General features: G+C 58.7%; 6 protein-coding genes. 4 read left to right on the plus strand and 2 right to left on the minus strand.

The genetic code is table 11. From position 1 onward, the window contains the following. Positions 1-63 precede the first annotated feature (63 nt). Complete coding sequence (locus ACW9I6_RS31575) at positions 64-585, minus strand: DUF3087 family protein (protein WP_087693365.1); 522 nt, start codon at positions 583-585, stop codon at positions 64-66. 153 nt (positions 586-738) lie between these two features. Between ACW9I6_RS31575 and ACW9I6_RS31580 the strand changes: the two genes are divergently transcribed. After that, a complete protein-coding gene (locus ACW9I6_RS31580; RefSeq protein WP_003210891.1) occupies positions 739-912 on the plus strand; it encodes a hypothetical protein in 174 nt (57 codons plus the stop codon). 24 nt (positions 913-936) lie between these two features. After that, a complete protein-coding gene (locus tag ACW9I6_RS31585; protein WP_003210890.1) occupies positions 937-1,131 on the plus strand; it encodes a DUF6021 family protein in 195 nt (64 codons plus the stop codon). A gap of 35 nt (positions 1,132-1,166) precedes the next feature. Here the strand turns inward: ACW9I6_RS31585 and ACW9I6_RS31590 are convergent, their stop codons facing one another. After that, positions 1,167-1,412, minus strand: a complete 246-nt coding sequence (locus ACW9I6_RS31590; protein WP_023658994.1) for a DUF6555 family protein — start codon at positions 1,410-1,412, stop codon at positions 1,167-1,169. A 158-nt stretch (positions 1,413-1,570) separates the two neighbouring features. Here ACW9I6_RS31590 and ACW9I6_RS31595 point away from each other — a divergent pair, with 158 nt between their 5' ends. Continuing rightward, positions 1,571-2,401 (plus strand): arylamine N-acetyltransferase family protein, encoded by an 831-nt coding sequence (locus ACW9I6_RS31595; RefSeq protein ID WP_087693363.1) that lies wholly within the window; start codon positions 1,571-1,573, stop codon positions 2,399-2,401. 123 nt (positions 2,402-2,524) lie between these two features. Continuing rightward, positions 2,525-3,277: an outer membrane beta-barrel protein gene (locus ACW9I6_RS31600; protein ID WP_003210885.1), complete on the plus strand. Its 753-nt coding sequence runs from the start codon at positions 2,525-2,527 to the stop codon at positions 3,275-3,277. Positions 3,278-3,343 lie beyond the last annotated feature (66 nt).

A 3,343-nucleotide genomic window follows, 5' to 3' on the forward strand; every position in this document is an offset into this window, starting at 1 on the left:
GTGAGCCGCTGTAAGAGCGGAACCCATATCAGCCATCACCCAAATAACGGATATGCCCCCCAATCAGCGAGCCTTCACAGCCTCAACCCAATCCGGATCCAGCCGCGTCTGGTCAGGCTCAATCCCCAACCCCCGCATCTTCTCCAGGTGCTCATCAACCTCGCGCACCAACTGCGCCTGAGAACTCGAATTGGCGTCCAGTTCGTGCATCTGCATCAACCCAAGGTGATAAAACCGCAGCAACTTGATCGCCACCGGATCATTCGCCTTCACCCCGTCAGTCACCTTGTGCATCACATTAGTCACACTCATCAGGCTGCGCTTGAGCTGCCACCCATACACCGCCGGCGCGAACCAGGCCTGGTTCCAGAACGGCCCCCGCACCAGCCCTACGGTAATCAACACCCCGGCAAACACCCCGCCCACATTAAAGCGAAAATTATCCCCCCCAGGCTCACCAAACAGCATCACCGCCAGGCTGGAAAGCACCATCGCCAACACCACAAACAACCCCGCGACTATCAACGTACTGCGTCGCGTCTGCTGGCGAAAAACAATCGGGTCGCACGGTTTGAGCTCAAACATCCAGGGTCAGTCTCCATGGCACAAGTAGGGTTATAACGCCGGCCAGCATCTTCTCATGCTTCACCCGTCGGAGTGACGGTAATCAGGTTGAACGATGGATCAGCGCAATTTCTCTAACCCCTGTAGGCAACCGACCCCCAAGTGAGGTGAACCATGACCCGGTACCAGCAACAGCCGCCCGGCACACCCAACCCCGACCGCACGCCCGGCGAAGAGGAGCGTGACAACGACGCCCTGCGCCCCAACGACCCGGCCGAACGGCAAGACGAAGAAGAGCAGGTCGAGGAAGACCTGGAAAACCTGCACGACAAGGCCCGCCCGCTGTAGACCCGGCGCGCCAAGGAGGTAGTTATGACTAATCGTACAAGCGGCCCGCATTCATCCGAGCATTCCAGCGGCAAGGACGAATTGGGTTTCGACCCCGATTCCCCGGACGTCGCAGACCCACAGGTCGACCCGGTAGGTCCCGCCATTGCCCCGTTGGACAAGCCAGAAAAAACCGGCAAGAAGCCGGCCTATGATCCCCTCGGTGATCTGAAAAAGTGAAACAAGCCCCGCCGTCGTGCGGGGCTTTTTATTCCTCAACCAAGCCGTTTCGGGGCTGTCCATGTCACCTCGGTGATGCCGAACTTCTCCGCCCAGGGACGAGTGGTCTTTTTCACCCGCTCGTGGCCCGGCCGGCCTATCCGCCCCACGTGGGCAATGTCGGCGTCAACGGCCGCCCAATGCCACGCTTCGGCGTTGTTCATGACCTCGGCACGCACCACAAAGGTTTTTGGTTCGCCGTGTAGCAAGTAGTGGATGGTGTAGATCATTGCGGTACTCATGATGCCTCCCTGTCTTGTAGTGAATGGATATAAATCAGTTCAGAAAGGTTCAGAAAGTTTGTGCATCTGAGGACTTGCATTTGATTCAACCCACAATTGGCAAATAACCGCCGTCAGGGTATTAGTGGTGCTTTCGCCACCGACTCCAGGATTGCGTCATGCCAGAGCTGACCCACAGCCGCCTCTACCTGCAACGTCTGGGCTACGACACGCCGCCTCCGCCCACCCTGCAAACCCTGCAGGATCTGCAGTTGCGCCATGTCAGCACCTTCGCGTTTGAAAGCCTGTCGACCCTGCTGCACGCACCGGTGCCGATCGATTTGCCGAGCGTCGAACAAAAAGTCCTGTTCGACGGCCGTGGTGGTTATTGCTACGAGCTGAACCAGCTGTTCCTGGCCTTGTTGCAGGAGTTGGGCTTCGAGGCGCGGGGCATTACCGGCCGTGTGGTGATGGGGGGGCCACCCGATGCACTGACGGCGCGCACCCATCGGCTGAGCCTGGTGACCCTGGACGGCGTGCGTTACATCAGTGATGTCGGCTTTGGTGGCATGGTGCCCACCAGTCCGTTGCAACTGGACACCGATGCCACCCAGGCCACCGCCCATGAACCCTATCGCCTGAGCCTGGACGAGGGCAGCTACACCTTGTGGGCGCAGGTCGCCGGTGAGTGGCGCGGCTTATATGTGTTCGACCTGCAGGTGCAGTCACACTTCGACTACGAGATCGGTAACTGGTACGTCTCCACCCACCCGGATTCGCCGTTCCTCGGCCAGCTGAAAGTCGCACTGATTGGCCCGGGATTTCGCCGCACGCTGAACAACGGGCAGTACGCGATTCACTACCTGGACCGGGCCAGCGAAAAGCGTGCAATCGAGGACGTCGAAGAGTTGCTGAACCTGTTGCAGGCCAGCTTTGGCATTCGCCTGCCGGAGCATCCGCAGTTGCGGTCAATTCTCGGTCGTTTGCTGGCTCACGTCCAAGACGCTTGATATAGAGCCTTCGCTGAACCGTTTTACCTCGAAAAAGGTGCAAATTAATTCGAACCTTTCGCCAAAACGAGGGTTCGAAGCGTTTCCTGAATAATTTGCCACCTGCAATGGAGACGTAAAACGATGTCCAAACTATTCGGAAAGATCCTCAAGAATTCCTCGGTCCTGGCCTTGATCGCGGCACCTGGTGTGGTGTTCGCCGCAGCGCCGACCGACCCGATTTCCACCTTCGGGATCCTCGGCAGCTACAACGACTTCAAACTCGAAGGCGGTAGCCAAAGCGACAAGGACCACATGCCTGAAGCCGGCCTGTTCTATAACTTCGGCAACAAGCTGACGGCTGAATCCGGCTTTATCTACCAGGCCGGTATCGAAGCCAAGTACGGCGAGAAGAGCGACAACAAGCTCAAGGAAGGCCAGGCCGACCTCGACCTCGGCTGGCGTGCCGCGCTGGATGCGCGCAACTTCGTCGACGTGCTGGTGGGTGGCGGCTACAGCTGGACCCGCTACGAGCCGGACTCGGGCGACTACGACATGAAACTCACCAACAAATCGCCGTTCGCCAAGGCGGCCCTGGGCTACAACCACCAGTTCGATGACATGACCATGCGTGTTGAACTGGGCGCCCGCCATACCATCGACGGCCGCGCCAAGCTCAAGGTCGACGGCATCGGCAGCGACACCGTGGACCTCAAGGACCGCACCAACCCGTACGCCGAAGTCAGCCTGCTGATGAACCAGAAAGGCGATCTGCCAGTGATGGCGGGCCTGTACTACACCCGCACCGAGTACAAGCTCGATGACGATTCGTACGTGGCCGACAACACCAAGCTCAAGCGTGACGAGTATGGGTTCAAGGTCGGTATAGCCTTCTAAGCCCACCTCGATTCTAACGGTGGGAGCGGGCTTGCTCGCGAATGCGGTGTATCAGTTAAAAATTTG

It is taken from the genome of Pseudomonas sp. SDO5522_S412, assembly GCF_054071215.1.